Below are 23551 nucleotides of genomic sequence, written 5' to 3' on the forward strand. Positions count from 1 at the left end.
ACTTTCTTTTGTGCACAGGGTGTGGATCACGTTGTTGCAGGTCAGAGGCCTGGACGCGGCGGTCGGCGCACGTTATCCACATGGTTGTCCACTGGTCGTCCACAGCGACGCGCGGGGTTGTCCGCATGTTGTCCACAGGGTTATCCACAGACCAATGGGGGTGGGGGCTCGAGGCGTTGGGCGTGTCGCCCTCAGGGCGCCTACCGTCCGTGAAGTCCCGATGCACTGTCAGTGGTCGGTGGTGTGATCGGGGCAGTAATCAGTGGGGCGGGTGATTCCCGTGTGATGTGACGAGGAGGCTGACGCTGGTGTCGATTGCGGAGCTGGAGAACGCGTACGGCCCGCCGCAAGGTGAGCCGCCCTCGGAGGAGCGCGTACCCCCGCAGGACGTCAGCGCTGAGCAGTCGGTGCTCGGTGGCATGTTGCTCTCTAAAGACGCCATTGCCGACTGTGTCGAGGCAGTGCGGGGCACCGATTTCTACCGTCCCGCGCACGAACTCATCTGGGACGCGGTCATTGACCTCTACGGTCGTGGCGAGCCGGCCGACGCGATCACCGTGGCCGATGAACTCTCCAAGCGCGGCAACCTCAGCCGCGCGGGTGGGCAGGCCTATCTCCACCAGCTGATCCAGGGCGTACCGACCGCAGCGAACGCCGGCTACTACGCACAGATCGTCGCCGAGCGCGCCGTGCTGCGCCGCCTGGTCGACGCCGGGACGCGCATCGTCCAGATGGGCTATGCCACCGGCGGCGGCGATGTCGAGGACCTGGTCAACGCCGCGCAGGCCGAGGTCTACCAGGTGGCAGACCGGCAGGGCAGTGAGGACTACGTCCGCCTCGGTGACGTCATCGAGCAAGCTGCCGACGAGATCGAGGCAGCCTCCTCGACGTCCGGTGAATTGACCGGCGTGCCCACCGGCTTCAACGATCTGGACCAGCTCACCAATGGCTTGCACGCGGGTCAGATGATCGTGCTGGCAGCTAGGCCAGCTATGGGCAAGGCGCTCGCTCTCGACACGCCGCTGCCGACTCCCGACGGCTGGACCACCATGGGCGAGGTCGAAGTCGGAGACGAGCTCATCGGCGCTGACGGGCTGCCAACCCGGGTCGTCGCGGCCACCGAAGTTATGCGCGCGCGACCGTGCTTCGAGGTGGAGTTCTCCGACGGCACGGTGATCGTGGCGGATGAGGAGCACCAGTGGTTGACGGACAACCGTGCGAGCCGCCGTTCGGAGCAGGCCGCCAGGGACGGACGCAACCGGATGAAGAACCAGCGGTCCCTTCCGGCAGTCCGCACCACTCGGGAGATTCGCGAGACTTTGCGGACCACGGCCGCCGAGCGTCGCCTCAACCATTCGGTGCGACTCGCTGAGCCGTTCATCGGCTCAGAGCGCGACCTCTTGGTGCCCCCGTATGTTCTCGGTGCCTGGCTGGGTGACGGCACGTCGGCATCAGCTCAGATCACGACAGCCGACGACCAGATGATCATGCTCCTGGAATCTCAGGGTCTCGTGGTGACGCCGCAGGTCGCGACGATGCGCTACTCGATGCGGTTCCCTGTTGATGAGGTTGCGGAGCGTGAGTGCGTGGTCTGCGGGGTGGCGTTCGTGCCGCACACGTCGCAGATCAAGACCTGCGGCCGGTCCTGTGGGGGCCGGGCCAATACGGTCTCGGCGCGGTCGAGCGACCCACGTTGCCCCGATTGCGGTCGCGCATCCTCGGGCATGCGTCGGTGTGGCGCTTGCCATGCTCGTCACGGCACGGTGCAAGCGTGCCTTCGCACGATCGGGGTGTTGGGTGACAAGCACATCCCCGCGGACTACCTCAGAGCGTCCGAACGCCAGCGCCGCGAAATCCTGGCCGGCCTTCTCGACACCGATGGCACGGTGACTCGTGAGGGGTGTGTGCAATTCACAACGACCTCACGGCGGCTCGCGACTGACGTCCACGAACTGATCACCAGTCTGGGCTACCGGTGCGGCCGGTTCACGAAGCCGGTGAAGGGCCGGAGCGTGGAGTCCTCCACGGCCCATACGCTCACCTTCTCCAGCGATGAGGACGTTTTCTGGCTCGATCGGAAGAACCTCCTGCATAAGGACAGGAGGTCGCGGCGGTTCCAGCGCCGGAACTCCCAGTTCATCGTTGATGTCCGTCCAGTTGAGTCGGTGCCGGTGCGCTGTGTCGAGGTCGACAACGACAGTCACCTCTACCTCGCGTCGCGGTCGATGATCCCGACCCACAACTCGACGCTGGGTCTAGATATCGCCCGGGCCGCGTCGATCAAGAACGATCAGGCGTCGGTCATCTTCAGCCTGGAGATGAGCAAGTCCGAGATCACTATGCGTCTGCTGTCCGCTGAGGCGGGAATTCAGTTGCAGCACATGCGAAAAGGCACGATGCGTGACGAGGACTGGACCAAACTCGCCACGACGATGGGCCGAGTGTCCGAGGCGCCGCTGTTCATCGACGATTCGCCCAACATGTCGCTCATGGAGATCCGCGCGAAGTGCCGGCGGCTAAAGCAGACCAACAACCTCAAACTGGTGGTCATCGACTATCTGCAGCTGATGTCATCCGGCAAGAGGGTGGAATCGCGCCAGCAGGAGGTATCAGAGTTCTCCCGCGCGCTGAAGCTGCTCGCTAAGGAGATCGAGGTCCCGGTGATCGCGATCAGCCAGTTGAACCGTGGTCCCGAGCAGCGCACCGACAAGAAGCCGCAGATGAGTGACCTGCGCGAATCGGGTTGCCTCACCGCTGACACGCGCCTGCTGCGGGCTGACACCGGTGCCGAGGTCACGATCGGCGAGCTCGCCGCGTCCGGTGAGAAGGACGTCCCGGTGTGGGCACTCGACGACTCGTTGCGCTATGTCGCCCGTCCGCTCACGCACGCTTTTTCAACCGGGGTCCGTCCGGTGTTCCGGATGACGCTGGCCTCGGGCAAGACGGTGCGAGCGACCGAGAACCACCGCTTCCTGACCTACGACGGGTGGGAACATCTCGGCGATCTGCGGACGGGTAGTCGCATCGCGGTGCCACGCCACATACCCGCTCCGGAACGCCATGACCAGTGGGAGGACGACGAGCGGATCGTGCTCCTGGCCCACATGATCGGTGACGGGTCGTTCGTTCGGAAGCAGCCGATTCGTTACGCAAGCATCGACGAAAAGAACCTCACCGCGGTCACCAAGGCGGCGCTTGTTGGCTTTGGCGTGAAGGCGGTGCGAGACGACTACGCCGCAGCTCGGGTGTCCACGCTGCGGCTTCGAGCCCCGTACGCGCTCGGACACGGCAAGCGCAACCCGATCGCAGCATGGCTCGATGAGCTGGGGCTGTTCGGTCGGCGCAGCCACGAGAAGTTCGTGCCTGAACCGATGTTTCACGCCTCGAAGCGGCAGATCGCGCTCTTTCTCAAGCACATCTGGGCAACTGATGGTTCGGTGACGGTCAACAAGGCTGGGACTGGGGGTCGGATCTATTACGCCTCGACGTCGCGACGCTTGGTCGATGATTTGTCGCAACTGCTCCTGCGCTTCGGAATCTCGACGCGCACAAGGGTGACGCGCAAGGCCGGCTATCGCGACGGCTACACGATCGACATCAGTGGTGCCGACAGTCAGCGACGATTCCTGCAGGAGATCGGCGTGTTCGGAGCGCGTGACGCCAACGCCTCGCGCCTTCTTGAGATCGTGCGGGTGACGAAGAGCAACCCCAACACCGACACCGTGCCTGACCGAGTGTGGAGCACGGTCAAGGGCGTCCTTGCCGAAAAGGGCATGACTCACCGCGAGTTTGCCGTCGCCATGGGCACGCAGTTCTGCGGGTCGACGATGTGGAAGCACTCCCCGTCCCGGGAACGACTCGGGCGGGTGGCGCAGGTGCTCGACAGTGCTGAGCTCGAGTTGCAGGCAGTCAACGATGTGTTTTGGGACGAGGTTGTCGACATATCCGCCGACGGTGTCGAGGAGGTCTTCGACGCGACCGTCCTCGGCTCGCACAACTTTGTCGCGAACGGAATCGCCGCGCACAACAGCATCGAGCAGGACGCCGACATGGTGATCCTGCTGCACCGTGAGGATGCCTTCGACCGGGAGTCTGAGCGGGCCGGCGAGGCGGACTTGATTGTAGCCAAGCACCGTAATGGTCCCACCGACACGATCGTGGTGGCCTTCCAAGGGCACTACAGCCGGTTTACCAACATGGCGCAGAGTTTCTAGACCCGTGTTGTCGAGATGTAGCGAAGATTGGACAAACAGGGGATGTGTTCAATCTTCGGGCCATTTCCTCGACACCCGTCGTTCCTAGGCCCGAATCTGACCGCACCCGGTCGTACTGCGCGAGACTTGGTGGATGGGAAAATCGGTTGAGGTGGAGTTCGACAGCCAGGTGCCAGTGCGTCTGGCCAGTGCTGCGCGTTCGTTCGCGGAAGTGCATGAGCACCTTACGGCGTGGTGCTCCGACCACACTTCGCGTGCGGCGGTGCGGATTTCGCCACACGACGGCAGCGTGCTCGAGGTCGTCACCCAGCGACCCAGCGACGCGTTGCCCTTCGAGTGGTCGACGAAGTTTGGACATGCGGTCCACGATCTGAGGTCCGGACTGGACCACCTCGTCCAGCAGTTGTGTCGCTTGGAAGGTCAGCAACCCACGGACCCAAGGAAAGTGCAGTTCCCCATCGCCGACACAGGAGAGCAGTGGCGCAACGCTCGGCGTTGTCTACGGCCAATGCCCACGTCGCTTCTTAGTCGGATCGAGGGTCTTCAACCGTGTAGGGCAAGCGGTGATTTGGTTGATGGCTTGGTTCTGCTCAACCAGCTGGCCGTTCGAGACAAGCACTATGAACTCACACCGCTGATGGTGCTCCCCATCGAGCCCGCTCTAGACAACATCGAGCCCTGGCCAGTAGAGCTTGTTGATGAGGTCGACTGGGAGGCGGCCGACGTGAAGCTGCACATCAGTCTGGCTGCCAGTGGTGACGTCAGAGGTCTGAAGGGGATCCTCCCGATTGGTTACACGCCGATCCTGATCGTCAAGGGGAAGATGGCGCCGCTACTGGATGTGATGCCGTGGCTGCATGCCGTCACGCACGCGGTGGTCGACACCGTCACAGTTGGTAGTAGTTCCAGGTTGCGCCCGCCGGCGCCGGTTTGGGCCGCCTTCCCGTTGGACGGGGCCGCGGCATCCATAGAGGCGTGACTACATCGCTCTCGATGACGGGACTCGGGTCACCGCCTACTTTGCACACGAACACAGCCGGTGCCCATCTATGCAATCTAGGACCCGTGTCGCGTGCAGTCCTACGTGCATCTCGACACGTGGCGCTCAAGCGATCTGACTTATACGCCCTGCTGTGAGGCATGCTGACGAGCTCAAGGCCTCGATGTGTGCGCGTCAAGACAAGGACCACGTCGGCACCCTGCTGTCCGTGGAGTATGTGTCGGACCTGGGCCAAGCCGAACCCGCACTCGTTCATTGATTTGCCAAGCACCTATCGGACGACTACAGGGTCACCCTCAAGGAAAGCCCCGAAGACGCTGGCGATAAGGAGCGGCTGCGATGACAAGTTGTTCCTCGTGCCGGCGAGCTATGAAGCCCTTGAGGAAACGGTCTCGGATAGCGGTGGCCGTCTAAGGTCACTGGATGACGTCCTACCCCGATGTACTGGATGATTTAGTCAGTAGCGGAGCCATCGCGGGGGACTGGCCCCCCGCCCTTCGAGCGGCAGATCCTGAAATCGATGAGAAGCTCAAAGACGTGCTCGCGAAGGTTGAGTTCACGGCGCCGCTCCTGCCCGCCTCAAAGTGCATGTGGAGGGCGTTCGAGCTTCCACTCTCGCGGGTTAGAGTGCTGATTTTGGGACAGGACCCTTACCCCAATGCGGAGCACGCAGTCGGTCTGAGTTTTTCGACCGGTAGTGGCGGGCCGATCCCCGGATCGCTTCAGAACATCTACCGCGAGCTCTACGGTCCGCGGACCAGTTGGCCCGCAGACGGTGACCTATCCGACTGGGTCAACCGAGGCGTCATGCTTCTGAATCGTGCTCTGACGCGTCCCGTGGGCCAGGATGCGCGTCCAAAGCGACACGTTGGATGGTGGCGGCCATTGGCCGTGGCGACGTGCCGGGCGATTGCCCGTGAAGCCGCGACTCGGCCCATCGCGGCCCTCCTGTGGGGAGTCCCCGCTCACAGGATGCGTGAGCACCTCGGCTCCGACGTAAAGATCTTCGCGAACAGCCACCCCTCAGGGATGTCGGTCACCCGGCCATCAGGAAGCGAACGACCCTTCCGAGGATCGGAACCGTTCGCTGCTGTTGATGAGTGGATGGTCAGTCGGGGGGAGAGCAAGGTTGGGTGGGCTGTCCGAAACACGACCGGAGTCACTCATGACTATCCGTCGATCTCGGGGTGATCTGCAGAAGGAACGGCGCCTTCCCGACGTTTACACGCTCCGTAACCCTGCCGATCTGTGCATAAGGACCGCGTGTAGCGCCCTAGACAAATGGTGATTTGGTTCAAGTCTCGGGCGCCTGTGAGACCTCGGACGACGAGCGCCTAGGGCACGTCGAAGCGGTGCGGGATGGCGTCCTTGCCATCTCGGTAGGGCGTGAAGCCCATGGCGGAGTAGTAGGCCAAGGCAGCGGAGTTGTCGGCGCCGATGGTGGCGTCGATATGCCTCAGCCCGGCGGCTTGTGCCGCCGCCAGCGACGAAGCGAAGAGGCGACGGCCTAGTCCGCTTCGACCTGCGTCAGGGTGGATGTGCGTCCCGATGATTCCCCACCCCTCGGCCACGTCGTACGGATTGCCGGGCCACGCCCGATTGAGCGACTGAAATCCAACAACCGTGCCCTCCTGCTCTGCGACGGTGCACGCCACCCGGTGCTTCAGGTCTAAATAGCGTTCCCGGACCTGCGCGACATCGACCGAGCTAGCGCGCAAGCCTGCGCGGAAGATCGCGTTCTGTATCTCAGCCATGTGCTCAGCATCTGCGGTGCGTGCTGGTCGAATCTCGATCATGCTTGCCATTGTGCTGGAGGGGCCGAGCAGGCGACCGACGCTGGGTTGCCCGGGATGGTCGGGTCGTAGGGTTGCGTCTATGACCAGCGAACTCACCGACCGCCAAGAAGTGGATCACCAATACAGCAGCGAGGGGCGGCTACAGACGCGGTCACGTCTTTGGGCGCCGAGCCCTCCCGGTGAGTCGCCACAGGACCTGGCCATCGCGGCGCTCAAGGCGGCTAAGGTCGACTCAGTCCTTGAGATCGGCTGCGGCCGTGGTGAATTCGCGCAGCGCATGAGGGATGAACTCGCAGCGGACGTGCTCGCGACTGACCAGTCGGAGGCCATGGTCGAAGCGACCACGCGTCGTGGCGTTGCCGCGCAGGTCGTGAACGCTGACGAATTGCCATACGAGACAGGCCAATTCGACGCCGTCGTCGCGATGTGGATGCTCTATCACGTGCCAAACCTGCATCGGACTCTGACTGAGGTGCGACGTGTTCTCAAGCCAGGCGGCGTCTTCGTGGCTGTGACTAACGGGCGCGATCACACCGCCGACCTGCGCCGGGAGGTCGGCCTCGCGCCACTTGAGACACAGTTCATGACCGAAAATGGCAGCCAAGCGCTGCGCCGGCATTTCGATCATGTCGACCTGACGAAGACCACGGGTGAGGGGATCGCCGATCACGCAACCGCCTGCGCGTACATCGCGACGTTCGCGCCCGAACGGGCCGATCAGCTGCCCGCCTATGACGGCACTCGAACCTTCACTGGCAGTGGCGCGGTGTTTGTCGCGCACTGAACAAGCGACCTTCCACGGCGGTGTGGCGAGAATGTAGTGATGATGTAGCGCCCTCCCAGACGATGGCTGAGTAACGACAGATCGGCTAATCCAAGGAGAGCAGAGCTTTGTGCACTGACCACGAATCCTCATTCAACCCAAGCCGTCGCATGGTCCTGGCCACTGGCGTAACAACCGCTGGCATCGCCCTCGGCGGCATCATTTCGGCCGACGAAGCCCTCGCCGCGTCCTACGTGCGGCCCGTCAAAGATCACAACAAGCACCCGATCTCGGCGGCGTACAAGAAGCCCGGCAGTTGGGCCGCTGGCTATCACACCGGTGTCGATATCGCCTGCCCAGTCGGCACTCCCGTCTACGCCACCATCGCTGGCGATGTCCGGACTGGCCGGGCAGCGTGGGGCGCCGCGTACGGCACCATGGTCCTGATCAACGACAACGTGGATGGATCCGACTGGGGCTACTGCCACCTGTCGAAGGCATCGGTGAAGGATGGTGCCAAGGTGAAGACCGGTCAGTTGATCGGCTACTCGGGCAACACCGGCAACACCACCGGCCCGCACCTGCACCTAGAGCGCCGCCCCCGCTATGGCGGCTACGGCACGGACAAGAACCCCAACCTGTGGCCCTGACCCCACGATGAATCAGCCCCGGCACGGTCAGTGCGACCAATGAGTCGCGCTGACCGTGCTATTGCGTCAGCCGCCGGCCGAGCCCGTGCTTCAGTGATGTCGCGAGCGCTCCGAGGGCCGACGCGTCTCGGCCCAACGCGCCGGGCAGAACCCTCGTGTCGCGATTGATGGGCAGGGTGTTGGCCGACAGAGCCAAGGACAGGGGTGGCTCGATGTAGTCGTACGCCGCGGACATCGCGCCGCCGAGGATGATCGCTGACGGATTCAGAACATTTGCGAGTATCCCGGCGGCGCGTCCGACCCAGCGGCTCGCTTCGGTAATGACGGTAAGGACAGCGGGATCGCCGTCATTCAGCAGTACGAGCGCCTGCCGCAGCGACACCTCGCCGTGAGCCTGAGCGATCGAGTCCAAGATTGCGGGCACTCCCGCCAGTGTTTCCAGGCACCCTCGGCCACCGCACCGGCAGAGCGGCCCGTTCGGGTCGACGCTGAGGTGCCCGAGGTGTCCGGCCGCTCCGGTGGAGCCGTGCGTCAGGCGACCGTCCGTGACGACGGCTCCGCCCACCCCGGAATGGAGCTTGAAGTACAAGAAGTCTCGGATCTCTCGTCCCGCGCCCCAGCGAAGTTCGCCATAGGCGGCGAGCTTCGAGTCGTTGTCGATGAGAACCGGAAAGCCGGTTGCATCGGTCAAGTGTTGGCGAACGTTGATACCGCTCCATGCAGGGAGCAGGCTGCCAGCAGAGGCCGATCCTGACTGCCGGTCAACTGGCGTCGGCACCGCAGCGGTGACCCCGACGATCGCGGACCTGTCGGATCCTGCCTCATCGAGCAGTTGTTGGAGAACGCGCTTTGTCGCGGCGGCCGCTGCTGCTGGGGTGTAATCCTCGGTCAAGGACACCTCAGCACGCGCGGCGATTTCGTGCGTGGCATCGGCAATGACGCCCCGCACGTGGCGCGCACCGAAGTCGAGGCCAACGCCCACGCCGAAATCCGGATTGAGCGCGAGTCGCGTCGCAGGGCGACCCCTCTCACCACTCGACGTCGGATCGCGTTCCACCAACAACTGTGAAGTCAGCAAGTGTCCCGTCACCCGGGACACGGTGGACCTCGCCCAGCCGGTCTCCTTCATGAGCTCATCGCGCGTGAGCGGCCCGAATTGGGCGAGGACATCGACGAGCCGCCTCAGTTGGGGCTCGCGAACGGCTGCGACAGATTCCATGCCCGCACAATATCTGCTCAGTGAGTCATAAAAAATCCGTCTAGCGTTTGTATTTTGACCGTTGACGAACAAAATACACCGCCCTACTGTTCCCACATCCGCACCCAGCATGAGCAGCTAGTCGTAGATGCGGTCGTCGAGGAGGACGAAGTGAAGTACTCAATGAAACGCACGGCTGTTGTGGTCACCGCGACGGCGGCGCTCGCGCTGTCCGGGTGTAGCGGCAACGGCGGCGGCAGCGGCGCGTCGGGCAAGTCGAAAGGCGGTGACCCCGGTCTGATTCTGGCGATCTCCGGACCGCTCAGCGATCCGTTCTTCGGTGCGTCGAAGACGGGTGCCGACGCAGCTGCAGAGGACCTCGGGTTGAACTACGAATACGTCGCAGGCAAGGACTTCACCGACATCGTGTCGGTATACAAGAAGCTCACCGAGGCGGCCATCGGACGCAAGCCGAAGGCCATCGTCATCGGCAACTACTTCCCGGACACGCTGAGCCCGCTCATCAAGAAGGCAACCGACCAGGGCATCGCCGTTGTCGTCACGAACTCCGGCCGAGACTCCTGGCGCAAGCTCGGCGCCATCGGTTTCGTGGGGGAAGACCCGCAAGCGATGGGCGCCGCTGCTGCAAAGCAGGCGCTCAAGAAGGATGCCAAGCGCGGATTGTGCGTCAACCAGGTGCAGGGCAACCCCACAACCGAAGCCCGCTGTGATGGTTACATCAAGGCGTTCAAGAAGGCCGGTGGCTCGGCCAAGATGTTGCAGGTGTCCAGCGAAGACGGGCAGAACAACTCCAAGATCCAACAGGTCGTGGCGGGGGCGTTGAAGTCTGATCGGTCAGTCGATCACGTGTTCACCCTCGGCGCTGGCCCTGCGATCGCAGCCGTCGCCGCTGTCAAACAGGTCTCAAAAGCTAGTTCCATCGGCGTCGGCACCACCGACCTGTCGAAGGCCGATCTCCAGGCGGTCAAGGACGGTTCTCTCGATTTCGTCATTGACCAGCAGCCCTTCCTTCAGGGGTACTACGGCCTCCTCGTCGCCAGCCAGTACTTGAAGTACGGCGTCCGGCCCGCCGCCGAAATCTCCACGGGTCCGCTCGTCATCACCAAGAGCAATGTGGACCGCGTGCTCGAGGTCGGGGACAAGTACCCCGGAATCCGCGGCGCGAGCTGATCCTGGCGAGAAAGCCAGACTGAAAGGAAGCACCATGACAACCCAATCCGACCCACCTCAGGCCGCGGTGGAAGCCGCAGCCCCGCTGACTCCCACGGGCTCGAAAGCCACTCCTGCCGTCGACGATCGCTGGCAGAAGCGCAGCCTCCCCGGCAGGATCGTCCGGCGACCTGAATTCGGTTCGGCGCTGGTCACCATCGCGATGATCGTGTTCTTCGCCGTTGTCGCGGGAGGGGGCGGCTTTCTGAGCACGTCCGGCACCGCGGGATGGCTCAACACCGCCGCCGAACTCGGAATCGTCGCCGTCCCCATCGCGCTGCTCATGATCTCGGGAGAATTCGACCTCTCGATCGGCTCGACCGTCGGCGCCTCAGGGATCCTCGTCGCCATTTCCACCGGCCAGTTCGGGCTTCCCATCGGAGTCAGCGTCGTCCTCGCGCTGCTGCTCGGAGGTGCCGTGGGCTTGCTCAATGGGCTTCTCGTCAATAAGACCGGCATGCCCTCCTTCATCGTGACCCTGGCAGCGAACTTCTTTCTGCTCGGCATCGCCCTCGGGCTGGCGCGGCGCGTTGCCTCCACCAGCACGGTCTCGGTGGTCTTCGATGGTCCAGCGCACGGCATCTTCGCCGGGAAGCTGGGCGACTTCAACGCATCCATCTTCTGGTGGATGGCGATCGCGGTCGTGGCTGCGTGGATCCTTGGGAAAAAACCGTTCGGAAGTTGGATCTACGCGACTGGCGGCAGTGCAGACTCAGCCCGCCGGGCAGGCGTACCCACCGCTCGGGTGAAGCTTCTGCTGTTCGTCACCAGCGGCGTCGCAGCCGCGCTCCTTGGCGTCATCACCGCGGCCCAGGACAACGCCGGTAACGCCGTGTCGGGGCAAGGATTCGTGTTCCAGGCCCCCATCGTCGCGGTGATCGGCGGAGTGTTGCTCACGGGCGGGTACGGCTCAGTCCTTGGCGTCTGTTTCGGCGCAGCCATCTACGGCATCGTCAGCATTGGCCTGTTCTACACCGGTTGGAACACCGACTGGGCCCCCGCCTTCATCGGAGTTCTGCTCGTACTCGCCGTTCTGGCGAATTCCTACATCCGGGAGGCCGCCCTTTCCAACCGGTCAGTTCGGCGAAAGGCAGCGACCTCATGACCACGCCCATCATCTCGCTGGTCCAGGCCGGTCGAACCTTCGGAGGGGTGACCGCCCTGGCTGAAATCGACATCGACCTCTACCCGGGCGAGGTCCACTGCCTCCTTGGAGACAACGGTGCCGGCAAGTCCACTCTGATCAAGCTCCTGTCCGGAGTGCACGCCCTCTCCAGCGGTGCAATGCACCTCGACGGGGAGTCGGTGCGACTAGCTTCGCCTCGTGAGGCCCAGAGCCGCGGCATCGCAACAGTTCACCAGGACACGGGTGCGATCCCGCTGATGAGCGTGGCGAAAAACTTCTTCCTCGGGGTTGAGCCCACCCGCGGACGGGGCCTGTTTAGCCGCTTCGACACCAAGAAGGCGAACACCATCGCGCTCGAACAGATCCGCGCGATGGGCATCACCCGCGTCACGGACGCCGACCAGCTGGTCGGAACGCTGTCGGGCGGTGAACGGCAGGCACTGGCGATCGCGCGAGCGAGCTATTTCGGCGCGAAAGTCCTCATCCTCGACGAGCCCACCTCAGCCCTGGGTGTCAAAGAGGCGACCGTGGTGCTGCGTCAGATCGAGAAAGCTCGAGAAGACGGCATCGCCGTGGTCTTCATCACCCACAACGCCACCCATGCCATTGCGGTGGGGGACCGATTCTCCGTGCTCATTCAGGGGCGAGTGGCGGCCCAGTTCCTCCGCGGCCAGATGACGCGTAACCAGATCCTGGACCTGATGGCGGGCGGCGAGGAAAGCCTCGACCTGTTCGACCGCATGGAGAGCTGATGGCCGCGACATTGTCGGAATGGGTCGACTCAGCCGAATCCCGTGCCTACACGATCCAGTTCCAGCGCATCGAGCAACTGCTTGCTGGGATCAGCAATGTTGGATCGATCTCAGCTGATGTGCGAGCTCGCGCCATGGGCGTGACACCTACTGAATACGCATACCACCAGGCGATCTTCCAAGCGCGCGTACGCCGCGCCAAGTCAGAGCTGGATGGAGAGGTGCTCGATCGCGTCCGTACTCTCTGGCGCGGCAAGACCATTGTGTGCTTTGGGGACAGCATTACCGCTGACCGCCAGTCGTGGGCCGAGATTCTCGCCGGGGCGCTAGGCCCGCACGTCAACGTATGCAACCAGGGCAGAGCCGGAGACACGACGGCGGATCTGATTGCCCGGTTCCAGTTCTCGGTCGCGCCGCAGAAGCCAGATGCGGTCGTCGTGCTTGTCGGAACCAACGATGCCCGTCGGTTCAGTGCGGACGTCGATGGCGCTTCGGGTTATGGCCCCATGGCGATCAGCGATGAACAGACACGACTCAATCTCATCGAACTCGATCGCCTGATCTCGTGCGTCTCGCCCAGAGCTGGATTGTGGATGGCCCCCCCGCCCGGAATCGATGAGCGTATTCAGCAGCACCCCAGTGGTCGGTTGGCGTTCTCGCAGTGGCGAGCCGCTGACCTGGCGAGTAAGTCACAGCTCGTGCGCGACCTGTTCCCCGCCGCGTTCGACGCCTCAGACGCTTTCGCACCCTCTGCCGAGGTTGGCCAATTCCTGCTGTCCGACGGTCTGCATCCCAACCTTGCGGGGCAGGTGTCCATAGCCCGCGGGGCGCTGGCATTGCTCGATCAACCGAGTTTTCACCGCAACGGTGCGGTGCAAGAAAGGAAGCCATGACCCGCTCGACAGGCAATAGGAGAGCTCTGACCGCCGCAGGAGCCACAGCCGTAGCGCTGTTTCTCGGCGGCGTAGCCGCCCCGGTTCAGGCAGCAGGTTCGGACGTCGTCCCCATCGACTTCAACGAGTTGTCGACCATCCCGAAGGACTCGCTTTCGGTCCAGGCGCGGGGCATCCTTCGAAATTCGAACAAGTACGCCGTGACCACGTGGTGGAACACCGTCAAGGATTACGACGCGCAGGATGCCTCCCCGTACCTGAACTTCGGCGGCGCCAACGAGAAGAACATCCGACCCCCGGCAGCGCAGGCGATGGGGCTCGCCACGTCCATCAGGCTCGGCATCTACGACCCGAAACAGACCGGGGTGTCGACCGCCACCGCGAAGGCGATCACGACCCGGCTCATCTCCAGCCTCGCCCACACGCATTACTCGAATGCTGGAGGTTGGGGTACGAAGAATCCTCCGGGAGGCGCGGGCGGGTCGCTCGGCTGGCAGACAGCCCTCTGGGCCAGCGAAGCAGGCAACGCCGGCTGGATGTTCTGGGACTATCTCTCCGCCCAGCAGCGCACGGAGGTGAAGAACATGGTCGAATCCGAGGCCAACCGCTTCATCGGCTGGACGCCGCCGTACTACCGCTCTGTCGACGGCAAAGTCCTGTATCCCGGTGACACCAAGTCCGAAGAACTTGCGTGGGATGCGAACATCCTCGAGCTTGCCGTCGGGATGATGCCCAACCACCCCAATCACGACCGCTGGATGGACAAGCGGATCGAGCTGAACCTCGCAGCCCATGCCCGCCCGGAAGACCTCTCTGCAGCCAAGCGCGACACGGTCGTCAATGGCAAGAGTCTCGGCCAGTGGCTCAAGGGCACCAACGTCTACGACGACGGGACTGCTGTCAACCACAGTCGCATCCACCCTGCCTACATGCTGTATCCCTTCATCACCGCTAACGGTGTGCTCAACCAGGGCCTTGCGGGGAAAGCCACCCCGTACGCGGATCTACGCGGCTTCCCGGTGGTCTACAAGGCGCTCGCCGATCTGAAGTGGACCCCAGGGCCCGCTCCCGCGCAGTACGCGGTCGATTCCACTCTGCCCAAGCAGATCGACGCACCGGGCGGCACCATCTACGCCAATTCATCGACGAAGGCGGGCGACCCTTCCGACATCTACTATCCGCAGGCCAATGACTGGGGCTTCGGGAGCCGGATGGACTTCGCCCTCGTGGATCTCATCGGAGCCACCGTCTCCTACAACGGGAAGACCCTCGACCACATGACCTCCAAGGGCGGCGCCTATTGGGCGGGCGTGCATCTCGGCAAGCAGCTGAACATGCAGGCACGCTTCAGCGACGGGCACACCTACGCCAACGGAGAGAACACCTATGACGGCCGTGAGGAGATGGTCTCCGATCTTGCAGGACGAGCCGTGCTCCTGAGACTGCTCGGCGCCAACGGCAAGATCGCGCTCACCGCCGACGCGTTCTAATCGCGGGCGAGGGGGTGGTCATCTTGGCCGCCCCCTCCCTCTCGCGTTGACCAAGCCAGCGCTAGTTCGGGAGGCGGTCCCCGCTGGCGGCCGTGCTCAGCCATACGCCCGCGGCGGTGAGGGCGCCATTGCTCGCCGTTCCGAACCGAGCTGTTCGCCCATCGAGGGTCACGACCGAGCGATCGCCGACGACCGTGGCGTGCCGGTCGTTGAGCCGGATGGCTGTGCGCTCGCTGACTCCAAGTGCCATCGCGCGCGGGTTGCGGGCGGCCGCGCCGTACAGCACTCCCCACCGGTAGTTCGCGGTGAGGTTTGGCTCCAGGGTCACGCGGTTGACGAGCCCGAGTCCGGGTGCCCAGCGCTGAGCATCCCTGCGGAACAAGCGAATTCCCTCGTCCTCATAGTTTTCGTCCGTGGGGTTGGCGACCGTTGAATAGCGATCGGCCATCGCGGCCGTCATGGCGCCATCGGTCAAGACAACTGGTGCCCGCCGCGTCGCCGTGTGCACCGAACGGGCAAAAGACTTGTCTCGCAAGGCGGTTCCGAGCAACGACTGGTCGCCACCGGCGAAGATCACCCCGGCTGCACCACGCACAGCGCGTGCATCGACTCGGTCGCGCCCAGCGACCAGCACCTTGATGGGGCCGGTCCAGCCTGCCGAGGCCACTGCCGTTCGATAGGCCTGGGCTGCGGTGTCAGCAGTGAATTCGTCCGCATACCCCGCCGTCACGATGACCACCGGAGCCCGTGAGTGACCGGCGGTCCCGCGCACAAACGAGCGCAGTACGGGGCTGTCAGCCCGGGCATTATCACCACCGCCGAGCAACAACGTGGCCCGCCCGTCGTGCCTCAGGGGAGGCAGCGGTTTTGGCCGGAACGAGAGAGCGCGCCCATTCATCGTGACCTGTCGGCGCGCGCCGTCGTAGGTTATCGACTCCCCGGGCGCGAGCAGGTGCGTCAGCACATTGCGGGTGGACAGCGTCTTGTCGGTTCCCCTCCAGGACACCGGTGCCCGCGCGGTGCCGAAGTCGACAATGGCGACGGAGGACTGCCCGATGACCCCGGTGACAGTCTTCTCATTGCGCATCACCGGGGCGGTGGCGTAGTCGGCACCCAGTCCTACCTTGCCGCCCCTGCCATAGCGCTGCGCCGACTGTGCGGTGACGTTGAGCAGTCGACCGAACCGGCCCCGCTGGTAGAAGTGCTGATCAAAGATGAATCCTCGTGCACCGAAAGCCAACCCGCGGTCGTCGGTGCGCAACGTGTCGCCCCAACCCACCGTGACGGACGACCGCTGCAACCCCGTTTCGGGATACCCGTCCGGGGTGTATCCGGTGATCATCGAGCGTGATTCGACGGCGTTTCCGGCGCTGGTGCCGCTGATGACCACACCTCGCCGGTACGCGCGAGCCATCGCCGTCTCCGCCGGGGTGTTGGCCAACACCTTCATCGCCAGCACTTGGTCGCCGCCGAGAATGAACGCGCCATCGGTCGCTCGATTGTTGAACTGCTTGGAGTTCGCCGGATCGAGCGCATCGTCGCGATTCAGAAGCGGGAGCAGGGTGGTGCGGCAGCCGGTGAAGCGCGAGCGGTCCACTGTGGCCTCGCATACTCCGTTGAGCTCGGTGGCCCGAGTGCCCGCCTGCCGAAGGTTCTCCGCGCGATCCTCCGGGGCATCGCCATAACTCGAGGGCACCACCAAGAGGTCCACCGTCTTGCCCTGGGCCACGCGCGCCACCTGCCGGACGAGCTGGGTCATCGTGGTGGTTTCGTATCCGCCGCCAACGGGGATCAACGTCCGAACCGGGTCTTGCCGCCCGGGGGAACGATCCGTGCCCGCCACGGAGGGCGCCGAGACGAGGGTCAAACCCAGTCCCGTCGCGATGAGCGAGGCGTATATCCGATGCTGCAGGGTCATCTTGTCGCTCCAGGCGCTCGAGGGGATCTTCGAGGACGGTATCCCTGAAATCCGGCGTCGATACCCAGATTTGGACAGTTGTCTCATGGGAGTGCGCGCGGCGATCGTTTGCGCACTGATGTGGTTAGGCTAGCCTCATCGAATTCCCGGGGGCGGGTGAACAAAAGCGTTCCGTGAAGGGCGGTGGAAAGTGACGAGTGTCCCGGTGGCGCCGGCGACGCGTATCGAGACATCCCGGCCGGTCCTGGTGATCGGGATTCTTGTGTTGCTCGCCGCTCTTCTCATGTGCGGATTCTTTGTTGGCTCAGGCGGTTACACGGTCTCCGACGCCTGGAATGCGATCCGCGGCATCGGGGACCCGACCACGGTCGAGGTCATCCGCAATAACCGCGTTCCCCGCACGCTGCTCGCTGCGGTCGTGGGCGTCGCGCTCGGCGTGGCGGGCTCGATCATGCAGGGCCTGACCCGTAACCCGCTGGCCGATCCGGGCATTCTCGGCGTCAACGCTGGCGCCTACTTCGCCATGATCATCGGCGCGGTGGCGCTGGGAGTCAGCTCCACCCTCGGCTACATGATGTGCGCGCTCGTCGGCGCGTTTGTTGCCGCCACGACGGTGTATCTCATCGGCTCGCGCGGCATGGCGGGCGCCAGCCCAGCCAAGCTCGTCCTCACCGGTGTGGCCGTGGGGTCGCTGTTCTCCGGCATCGGCTTCGGTCTGACGATGATCACGCCGCAAGCCTTTGACCAGATTCGTGGTTGGCAGGTCGGCACCCTCGATGGCCGCAACTGGGAAGAACTCAGCATCGTCTGGGCTCCGATCCTGGTCGCCGCGCTGACCGCCCTCTTCCTCATCCCTCAGCTCAATGGCCTCGCACTCGGCGACGACCGGGCCCGCGCCCTGGGCGTACCGGTCACCCGCGTGCGAGCCATCGGCTTCGTGCTGGTCACCGTGTTGTGCGGCGCGGCGACGGCGGCGGTTGGCCCGCTGACCTTCATCGGGTTGATGGTGCCGCACGCCGTACGCACGATCTTTGGCCCGGACAATAAGTGGCTGATCCCGGTGAGTCTGGTGGTCGGGGCCATCGTGGTGACCGGCGCCGATGTGCTCGCCCGAATCCTCACCCCGTCCGAACTTCCGGTGGGCATGGTCACCGCGTTCCTTGGTGCTCCCGTCTTGATCTATCTCGCCCGCCGACGAGGGGTGGCTGAGCTATGACCGACTTTGTGGCTGGTCTCCCGGCGAAGGAAAAATCAGCCAGCGCTCGCTGGCCGGGCCGAATCCGATTCTTGCGCAACAAAACCGGCTCACTGAGCGTCCGAGTCGACATCAGTGCAGTCCTGGCCAGCCTGCTGTTGACCGTCTTCGCACTCCTAGTCTCCGTGTGGTCGCTGGGGGTCAGCACGACCGACACTCCGAGTCTCGGCATGCTCAAGACGCTGCAGGTTCTCACTGGGCAAGTCAGTGGCGACGCCGCCGACCATGTCGCGACCGTTCTGCCGTCGGTGACGATCGCGCTGCTTGGTGGCGCGTCGCTGGCGCTGTCTGGGGCGATCTTCCAAACGATCACTCGCAATCCCCTCGGTAGCCCCGACATCATCGGCTTCACGACGGGAGCCAACACCGGAGCACTGGTGGCATTGTTGGTGATTGGCGCCGGATCCACGGGAGCCACCGCCGGCGCACTCATCGGAGCGCTGGGAACAGCAGTCGCCGTCTACCTGCTCGGGATGCGCCCCGGTAGTAGCAGTACGACGCTCATCGTGGTCGGCATCGGTATCAGCGCCATGCTGATGGCCTTCAACGGCTACCTGATCGCGACCTCCAACGTGCAGAACGCGGCGGCGGCTGCCTCCTGGGGCGTCGGCAACTTGGCCGACCTGGAGATGTCCGAAGTTGTCCCGGTGCTCGTCACGTTGGCCGTGTTGGTTCCCGCACTCATCTACATGGCGCCGCGTATGCGCATGCTCGAGTTGGGTCACGACTCGGCGCAGAGCAAAGGCGTCGACTCCCAGCGCACCCAACTCCTTCTGCTGCTGATCGGCGTCGGCTTCGCGGCGGCGACGACGGCCATCGCCGGGCCGGTCGCCTTTGTGGCCCTCGTCGCTCCTCAACTCGCGGCCCGACTCACTCCCAGCGCCGGGATCCCGCTGGTCACCTCGGCAGCGGTCGGTGCCGCGCTCCTGGTCTCCAGCGACGCAATCGCGCGCACCATTTTGGCTCCGGACACCCAACTCCCGGTGGGCGTGGTGACCACGACCTTCGGCGGCATCTACCTGCTCGGTCTGCTGATCGCGCAGTCACGAAAGAGGTCGGTATGACTCAGCAACCTTCGTCCGCCGGCCGACTCCAGGGACACGACCTTTCCGTCGGGTATGGCGACCGCAAGATCATCGACAACCTCGAGGTGGTCGTACCGGACGGCTCGTTCACGGTGATCGTCGGACCTAACGCGTGCGGCAAGTCGACGCTGCTGCGATCTCTCTCGCGATTGCTCGACCCGAAAGCCGGTGAGGTGCACCTCGATGGTGCCAACGTCCAAGCGTTGGGTGGCAAGGAGTTCGCGCGCGAAGTCGGTTTGCTGCCGCAGCAATCGGCCGCACCAGAAGGCATTACCGTCATCGATCTGGTCTCTCGGGGGAGGTTCCCGTACCAAAAAATGTTCCGGCAGTGGACCGACGAGGACCAGTCCGCCGTCGACTTCGCGCTCCAGGTCACCCGCCTGACTGACCTGTCGACCCGTGGCGTTGAGGCGCTCTCGGGTGGCCAACGGCAGCGGGTATGGATCGCGATGGCCTTGGCCCAAAAGACGCCCATCCTGTTGCTGGACGAGCCCACCACATACCTCGATCTGGCCCACCAGCTTGAGGTATTGGAGCTGTGCACCACCCTCTACCAGGACGGCACCACCCTGGTCGCCGTTTTGCACGACCTCAACCAGGCCGCCCGCTACGCGACGCACATCATCGCCATGCGCAGCGGCGAGATCATCGACCAGGGACCCCCGGCCGAGATCGTCACTGAGGAACTCGTCGAGCGCGTATTCGGTGTGCGCTCGCGGGTGATTCAAGACCCCGAAACTGGCACCCCGATGGTCATTCCCCTGGCCGAAGGCGCGGTCTCCTTCGATGCCGTTGCCGGCGACACCGCCAACTTGCGGGCCACCGCAGACTCCCCGAAATCGTGAAAGGCACCACCATGAATACCTCTCGACGTACCGTCGCCGCTGCGGCCGCAGGCGCCCTCGCACTCACTCTTTCCGCATGCGTTAAGACCAGCGAGGAGGCGGCCGAGTCCGCTGGAACCTCTGGCTCCGCTAAGGGCAGCGCGACCACGCTCTACAACGACCCCGAAGCAGAACCCAACCTCGACCTTCCGGCGAACCCGCGCGTGGTCGCGTTGGGTTGGTCCGATGGCGAGATCGCGGTCAGCCTTGGGGTGAAGCCGGTCGCGATCTATGACTGGATGGCCTTCGGTGCCAAGACCAAGGGCGTGGGCTCATGGGCCAGCGACAAGTTCGGTGACTCCAAGCCGAAGATCATCTCGGCGCAAAGCGCGGGCAAGTTCAACTACCAGCAGATCAAGGAGTTGAAGCCCGACGTCATCCTGAACGTGCGTGGCGCCTCCGACGACAAGGTGCAACGCAGCCTGCGCAAGATTGCGCCCGTGGTCGCGGCACCCAAGGGCGCACCTGACTTCGCGGTCAACTGGAAGACCCAGACCACGCTGATCGGCAAGGCGCTGGGCAAGGGCCAGGACGCGACCAAGTTGGTTTCCCAGACCACGGGAGCACAGGACAAGATCAAGAAGGATCACCCTGAGTTCGCGGGAAAGACGTTCGTGTACGGCGCGAAGTTCGGCGAGGCATACGGCGCCTACACCGAGGGCGACGCCCGGTTCGACACCTTCGCGACGCTGGGCTTCACGCAGAACCCGCCGGTCGAGCAGCTGAAGAGTTCGGGCTTCTTCGCGGCGGTTCCCACCGAGAAGGTGAAGTCGCTCGACGCTGAGGTAGCGATCTTGACCACCATCGGCAAGCCGCTGAGCGAGCTCAAGAGTGACAAGAGCATCAACAGCCTGGGGGTCGTGCGTGATGATCGGGCCGTGATGTTGGACGGCATGGACCCCTCGATGCAGGCGATGTCGGCTGGCACGCCGTTGTCTCTGCAGTTCGCTCTCAAGGAACTGACGCCCAAGCTGTCGGCGGCAGCCAAGAAGTAGGACCTGGCCCATCCAATGCAGGATCCTGTGATCGAACCTGTCGAGGTGACCTGGGCCCCGGTGCGCAAGTCCATGATTGCTGCCGCCGTGGCCGGCTTGCTGTCCGCCGCCGTGATCTTCGGCATCACCCAGGAATGGATCGTGCGCCGAAGAACCTACGGCGAGCAGATTCCCGCGCAGGATGCGCCGCTGATGGCCGCGATCCTCCTTGCGGTCTGCGGCTGGTCCGCCTGCTTCCTGGTCAACGAGCTCTCGTTCAACAAGGGAAAGCGCGGCCCCCGGGTCATCGTGTTCAGCCCGCACGGACGAGTCCTTGCGTCGCTTGCGTATGCCGCCGTCCTCTGTTCGATGACCATGCTCCTGCCGCTGCTCCCGGACTTCCCCGACGACGGTTCGGCCCAGTCCGCGTGGCATGACCCGGCCGTTGTCCTGCTCGCGTTCCTGGGGGTGGCGACCCTCACCATGCTCAACGCGGGAGCGATGGCGCTGTTCATGACGAGGCAGACCTGGGCGATCGCGGCGGGGCTCACGGCGCTGCTCGTGGTGTCGCCGCTGGCCGGATGGTTCGTGCTGATGCGTCCGCTGGGGATGCCGGTCGCCGACGCGCGGGCGTACGTCCCCCTCGCCGGGGCCGCAATGGTTATCGCCCTCGGATGGGCATGGGGCGTCGGGCTCGCCACCCGCCTGCCGAGGTGATCCGGCGATGATGCTCGCACTGCTCGTGCTCTTCGGAGTACTGCTGATCGCGAGTACGTTCATGGTGATCATCGCGCGACGAGGGCTCGCGACCACCGACGACGGTTACGACGCCGTGCCCGATCATGTGCGCTCGGACCCCGAGCTAGCCCGCCGGGCCAACGCTGCGATCGGGCGGCACGGACTGTACGGCGTGATTCTGTCGCTAGCACCAGTCCTGTACGCGACGTGGATGCTGACGTTCGAGATGAGTCGTCACGTGCCCACCGAGGTCCTGGCGGCCGCTGCCGCCCTGGGCGCACTTGCCGTGATCGTGCTTCGGTTGCCGTTCGAACGGATGAAGCACTGGTGATCAGGTGAGCGTCGGCCTGGTCTCCCGCGCCATCAACCACGGCACCATCGCGATCAGGCTGATGGCTGCGGTCACCAGGAAGGCGGCGCCGAAGCCGGCCTGGTCGGCGACCACCCCCACGAGCACCGGACCAAGGATGGCGCCCGCGTCCTGGGTCATCTGGAAGGTCGAAAGCACCGTGCCACCGCTGCGGTCTTGACCCACCACGTCGGCGACAGTTGCTTGCTGAGCGGGGTTGAGGAGGCCGGCTCCGACACCGGACAGCACCGAGAGGGCAAGCAGCATCGCGATCGAGCCGCTCTGCCCGAGTAACCCGAGTCCGAGACCCGTCATCGCGAGCCCGGCCAGCGCCACCGGGCGACGACCGACGCCGTCGACCAAGCGACCCGCGACTTGCAGGGTCGCGGCGGTGCCGACTGCGCCGAGGGCCAAGACCAATCCGGCCACCCACGTGTCGTCGTGCAGCGCCACCGCGAACTGTGGCAGCACCGCGACTCGGACCCCAAAGTTGCTCCACCCATTGGCGAAGGCAGAGGCGAGCGCCGCGCGATAGGCCGAGTCGCCGAGGGCTTCGCGCACCCGCATCGGGGTCTGGGGTTTGGCATCGGGTGCGGGGCGTAGCGATGCCGCCGAGAGGCGTACGGCCACCACGCCGGCGGCGATCACTAGGGCGATGGCGTAGGCGATGAACGGCAGTCGCAGACCCCACCCGGCCAATGCGCCTCCGAGTACCGGGCCGACCATGCCGCCGATGAGGAAGGAGCTGGCGTATGCCGACGAGACCCGGCCGCGCATCTGGGGCGGGGCGATCCGTACCAGCAGCGCCATGGCCGACACGGTGAACATCGTCGAACCAATGCCGCCCACGCCGCGCAGCACCAGCAGTTGCCCGTATGACTGGGCGAACGCCGTCGCCACGGATGACGCGGCCACCACCAGGAGGCCGGTGAGGTAGATAGGCCGTTCTCCCAGCCGGGTGACGAGCGCTCCGCCGACGGGCGCAAAGATGAGCCGGAAGAAGGCGAAGGCTGAGACAACCAGGGACGCGGCGGCGACGCCGACGTCGAAGGAGCGGGCATACGCCGGGAGTACTGGTGAGACGAGCCCGAACCCGATCGCGATCACGAATGCGGCGGCGATGAGGACCTTGATTTCACCGGGCAGCGCAGGTCGGTCCGTTGCGCGCTGTGTCCGTAACCTCACGACGCAGAACAACCACATCGGACCGAGCCTTGTTCCACGCGACCCAGACAA

General features: G+C 64.5%; 21 protein-coding genes. 17 read left to right on the top strand and 4 right to left on the bottom strand.

The window, feature by feature from the left end:
• Positions 1-308 precede the first annotated feature (308 nt).
• The 4 genes from F562_RS0113905 to F562_RS19315 all read left to right on the top strand — a co-directional run bounded on the left by F562_RS0113905 (position 309) and on the right by F562_RS19315 (position 6405).
• Entirely contained in the window at positions 309-4214 is a 3906-nt protein-coding gene (locus F562_RS0113905) for a replicative DNA helicase (protein ID WP_018157578.1), read from the top strand.
• A 133-nt stretch (positions 4215-4347) separates the two neighbouring features.
• Positions 4348-5193: a hypothetical protein gene (locus tag F562_RS0113910; RefSeq protein WP_018157579.1), complete on the top strand. Its 846-nt coding sequence runs from the start codon at positions 4348-4350 to the stop codon at positions 5191-5193.
• Between the two features lie 154 nt (positions 5194-5347).
• The gene (locus F562_RS21315; RefSeq protein WP_018157580.1) at positions 5348-5473 is read left to right on the top strand and encodes a hypothetical protein; all 126 of its coding nucleotides are present in this window, start codon (positions 5348-5350) and stop codon (positions 5471-5473) included.
• Between the two features lie 164 nt (positions 5474-5637).
• Positions 5638-6405: a uracil-DNA glycosylase gene (locus F562_RS19315; protein ID WP_018157581.1), complete on the top strand. Its 768-nt coding sequence runs from the start codon at positions 5638-5640 to the stop codon at positions 6403-6405.
• A gap of 143 nt (positions 6406-6548) precedes the next feature.
• Here F562_RS19315 and F562_RS0113925 read toward each other — a convergent pair whose 3' ends face one another.
• On the bottom strand, positions 6549-7010 hold the full coding sequence (locus F562_RS0113925; RefSeq protein ID WP_211206460.1) for a GNAT family N-acetyltransferase: 462 nt from the start codon (positions 7008-7010) through the stop codon (positions 6549-6551).
• Between the two features lie 79 nt (positions 7011-7089).
• Between F562_RS0113925 and F562_RS20325 the strand changes: the two genes are divergently transcribed.
• A complete protein-coding gene (locus F562_RS20325) occupies positions 7090-7794 on the top strand; it encodes a class I SAM-dependent methyltransferase (protein WP_018157583.1) in 705 nt (234 codons plus the stop codon).
• 107 nt (positions 7795-7901) lie between these two features.
• A complete protein-coding gene (locus tag F562_RS0113935; RefSeq protein ID WP_281164110.1) occupies positions 7902-8423 on the top strand; it encodes a M23 family metallopeptidase in 522 nt (173 codons plus the stop codon).
• Positions 8424-8481: 58 nt separating this feature from the next.
• Here F562_RS0113935 and F562_RS0113940 read toward each other — a convergent pair whose 3' ends face one another.
• The gene (locus F562_RS0113940; protein ID WP_018157585.1) at positions 8482-9642 is read right to left on the bottom strand and encodes an ROK family transcriptional regulator; all 1161 of its coding nucleotides are present in this window, start codon (positions 9640-9642) and stop codon (positions 8482-8484) included.
• Positions 9643-9696: 54 nt separating this feature from the next.
• Between F562_RS0113940 and F562_RS19325 the strand changes: the two genes are divergently transcribed.
• From F562_RS19325 to F562_RS0113965, 5 genes are read left to right on the top strand one after another with little or no spacing between them, the layout of a single operon-like run.
• Positions 9697-10812, top strand: a complete 1116-nt coding sequence (locus F562_RS19325) for a substrate-binding domain-containing protein (RefSeq protein WP_169333392.1) — start codon at positions 9697-9699, stop codon at positions 10810-10812.
• A gap of 34 nt (positions 10813-10846) precedes the next feature.
• A complete protein-coding gene (locus tag F562_RS0113950; protein WP_018157587.1) occupies positions 10847-11956 on the top strand; it encodes an ABC transporter permease in 1110 nt (369 codons plus the stop codon).
• Positions 11953-12729, top strand: coding sequence for an ATP-binding cassette domain-containing protein (locus tag F562_RS0113955; protein WP_018157588.1), 777 nt, complete (start codon positions 11953-11955; stop codon positions 12727-12729). The genes F562_RS0113950 and F562_RS0113955 overlap by 4 nt, the downstream gene beginning before the upstream one ends.
• On the top strand, positions 12729-13622 hold the full coding sequence (locus tag F562_RS20330) for an SGNH/GDSL hydrolase family protein (RefSeq protein ID WP_018157589.1): 894 nt from the start codon (positions 12729-12731) through the stop codon (positions 13620-13622). The genes F562_RS0113955 and F562_RS20330 overlap by 1 nt, the downstream gene beginning before the upstream one ends.
• Positions 13619-15112 (top strand): hypothetical protein, encoded by a 1494-nt coding sequence (locus F562_RS0113965; protein WP_018157590.1) that lies wholly within the window; start codon positions 13619-13621, stop codon positions 15110-15112. Before F562_RS20330 ends, F562_RS0113965 begins: the two co-directional genes overlap by 4 nt.
• 61 nt (positions 15113-15173) lie before the next feature.
• On the opposite strand, the gene F562_RS20335 is transcribed toward F562_RS0113965, so the two are convergent.
• On the bottom strand, positions 15174-17030 hold the full coding sequence (locus tag F562_RS20335) for a Type 1 glutamine amidotransferase-like domain-containing protein (protein ID WP_018157591.1): 1857 nt from the start codon (positions 17028-17030) through the stop codon (positions 15174-15176).
• A gap of 190 nt (positions 17031-17220) precedes the next feature.
• On the opposite strand from F562_RS20335, the gene F562_RS0113975 reads away from it, so the two are divergent.
• The 6 genes from F562_RS0113975 to F562_RS0114000 are packed head-to-tail and all read left to right on the top strand — an operon-like array spanning position 17221 to position 22297.
• The gene (locus tag F562_RS0113975; protein ID WP_211206461.1) at positions 17221-18246 is read left to right on the top strand and encodes a FecCD family ABC transporter permease; all 1026 of its coding nucleotides are present in this window, start codon (positions 17221-17223) and stop codon (positions 18244-18246) included.
• Entirely contained in the window at positions 18243-19349 is a 1107-nt protein-coding gene (locus F562_RS0113980; RefSeq protein ID WP_018157593.1) for a FecCD family ABC transporter permease, read from the top strand. The genes F562_RS0113975 and F562_RS0113980 overlap by 4 nt, the downstream gene beginning before the upstream one ends.
• The gene (locus F562_RS0113985) at positions 19346-20215 is read left to right on the top strand and encodes an ABC transporter ATP-binding protein (RefSeq protein WP_018157594.1); all 870 of its coding nucleotides are present in this window, start codon (positions 19346-19348) and stop codon (positions 20213-20215) included. Before F562_RS0113980 ends, F562_RS0113985 begins: the two co-directional genes overlap by 4 nt.
• A gap of 11 nt (positions 20216-20226) precedes the next feature.
• Positions 20227-21249, top strand: a complete 1023-nt coding sequence (locus F562_RS0113990; RefSeq protein ID WP_040386006.1) for an ABC transporter substrate-binding protein — start codon at positions 20227-20229, stop codon at positions 21247-21249.
• A 27-nt stretch (positions 21250-21276) separates the two neighbouring features.
• A complete protein-coding gene (locus F562_RS0113995; RefSeq protein WP_156822672.1) occupies positions 21277-21945 on the top strand; it encodes a hypothetical protein in 669 nt (222 codons plus the stop codon).
• A 7-nt stretch (positions 21946-21952) separates the two neighbouring features.
• Positions 21953-22297, top strand: a complete 345-nt coding sequence (locus F562_RS0114000) for a hypothetical protein (protein ID WP_018157597.1) — start codon at positions 21953-21955, stop codon at positions 22295-22297.
• On the opposite strand, the gene F562_RS0114005 is transcribed toward F562_RS0114000, so the two are convergent.
• Entirely contained in the window at positions 22298-23518 is a 1221-nt protein-coding gene (locus F562_RS0114005; RefSeq protein ID WP_018157598.1) for an MFS transporter, read from the bottom strand.
• Between the last annotated feature and the right edge of the window lie 33 nt (positions 23519-23551).

The organism is Demetria terragena DSM 11295 (genome assembly GCF_000376825.1).
GTDB lineage: Bacteria > Actinomycetota > Actinomycetes > Actinomycetales > Dermatophilaceae > Demetria > Demetria terragena.